1 protein-coding gene is annotated in these 1893 nt (G+C 30.3%); it reads right to left on the bottom strand.

Features of this window, described 5'->3' with window-relative positions; genetic code table 11:
- Positions 1-341 precede the first annotated feature (341 nt).
- Positions 342-1562 (bottom strand): Shedu immune nuclease family protein, encoded by a 1221-nt coding sequence (locus BBROOKSOX_RS10450; RefSeq protein WP_139661709.1) that lies wholly within the window; start codon positions 1560-1562, stop codon positions 342-344.
- Positions 1563-1893 lie beyond the last annotated feature (331 nt).

The following is a 1893-nucleotide window of genomic DNA, read 5'->3' as shown; positions in this document are numbered from 1 at the left end:
GCTGAGTATTTTGATAGCCTCAATAATAATGTTGATGTATACCGGTAAAAAAGCCAATGGCAATCGTATTCCAATCATCACCGAATCTACTTGTCGGCATTGTAAATGAAGAAAGACATAAGGGAGGTACAATGAAGTTTCCTCATTTGACTGGACACTAAAAAAAGCTTTGTAATTTGTCTATATCACCCATTTTTTAGTCCAGATTCTGAAATAACTTTGTTTTTTTATTGCTAGAATTAACGATTTCTTTTATGAATTAATGTTTGTACCCTTATCTTTGTTATCTAGCACTCCTTATTCAGTGGGAAAATTCGAAGCTTTACAAAAGACGCAAAACTTTACGGGTTAGACTGCTGTGCCTTGTTATATGTTTTTTCCCATTGCTTAATTGTAAATTTCAATCGGGATATTAAATCGTCATATGTAATTATGTCTATTACATTTTTATATTTTCTCTTTATAACTTCAAAGTCTTGAATTTGCTCTTCAGATAAACCTACAGTACGACCCATAATGATTAAGCCACTTGGGTTAGTGATTTTAATTTTGAAATTCTCAGCCAACTCATTTTTATAATGAGCAGTCAGTTTTTCCTCTCCTTTTTTACCCCATTTATTCAAATAGAAAATATATTTTTCAATTTGCATTACAGTGCCAGAAAGTTCTCTTAATGGGATGTAGTTATCGCGATAAGTTCTTTTTGTAACTATGCATTTATTAAACGGCTTCTTTATTTCTATAATGTCAGTATTGCCGCTTGAATCAACTAATAAATAGTCAACGCTCCTATTTTTATTACCGTAAGTATCTCTTACTGGTGCTTCTTTGAATAAATATATGTATTTAGGGTATAGAAGTAATATTATTTGAAGCAACTCTTCTTGCCACTGAGACTCAGTATATGACTCTTCAGCGCTAAGCATTAGCGTTAATTTTTTCAAGATACTTTTGTATTTTAATACTTCAATTTTGGAGTACTCGAATTGAATATTACTTCCTTTCTTGCTGACTTTTTTATTTAAATATTTCTGGTATTTCTCTTCATAGTCATCTTTTGTATCTAGATATGAGGATAAAATACTGCTTATTCTAGCCGAGGCATATTTATTTAGTTCATGGGTATTAGGAAAATTCTTTAATAATTCTATAAATATTGATTCTGGGATTGAGTTTTCATTGTCTCCACCAATGTAGATAGAGTTACTCACATGGTTATCAATTTTTTTAAATATAGATATACCTCTCACTGCTACAAATATTCTATGCTCCAAATTAATATTTTTGTGTATATAAAGATCATGATTTAAAGATAATATATCTTTATTGAAGCAATAATAATCTTGTTTCTTGTCAGCAATATTAAATTCCACTGTAGCATCAGGATTGTGATCTTTACTTTCGTTTGAAGGTGAAATAAGTTCATTTTTAGTAACGCGAAATGCTTTAGAAATCAAAACTGACCCAGATTCATCAAGTTTAAGATAGACCCAGTTAGAACCAAATTGCTCTGCTGTATACGAAAGAATAACTTTATTGTTAATTACTTTGAATTTAATCATACTTCATAATTTCTTGAAAAGATAAAGGGGATACAAACATTAACTATCTTTCATTAATACAGGTGGCGATTCACAATCTAAACTTGACACTAAAAAAGCCTTTTATTTTGATTTGCCTCTTTGGACAAGATGATGAGGTAGTTGGTATAACGATTCTTGCTAGTCTCGTCATTTGGATATTGTAACATAATTAATGTTTATGTCCCTTACCTTAAAGGTCTCGTCTAAAATAATATTTTTTTACAGTAAAATACTCTTGACTACTGGAGGTAAAATTAGATTGGCAATGAAAAATTCATTATTAAATATTAAAGGTGTCAGCTGTGCGGCT

The sequence above is a fragment of the bacterium endosymbiont of Bathymodiolus sp. 5 South genome, assembly GCF_900128535.1.
GTDB lineage: Bacteria > Pseudomonadota > Gammaproteobacteria > PS1 > Pseudothioglobaceae > Thiodubiliella.
This window is presented reverse-complemented; position numbering and strand designations above follow the sequence as displayed.

Coding starts and splice junctions, on each gene's coding strand:
- BBROOKSOX_RS10450 (WP_139661709.1), bottom strand. CDS start 1,562: ATGATTAAATTCAAAGTAATTAACAATAAAGTTATTCTTTCGTATACA.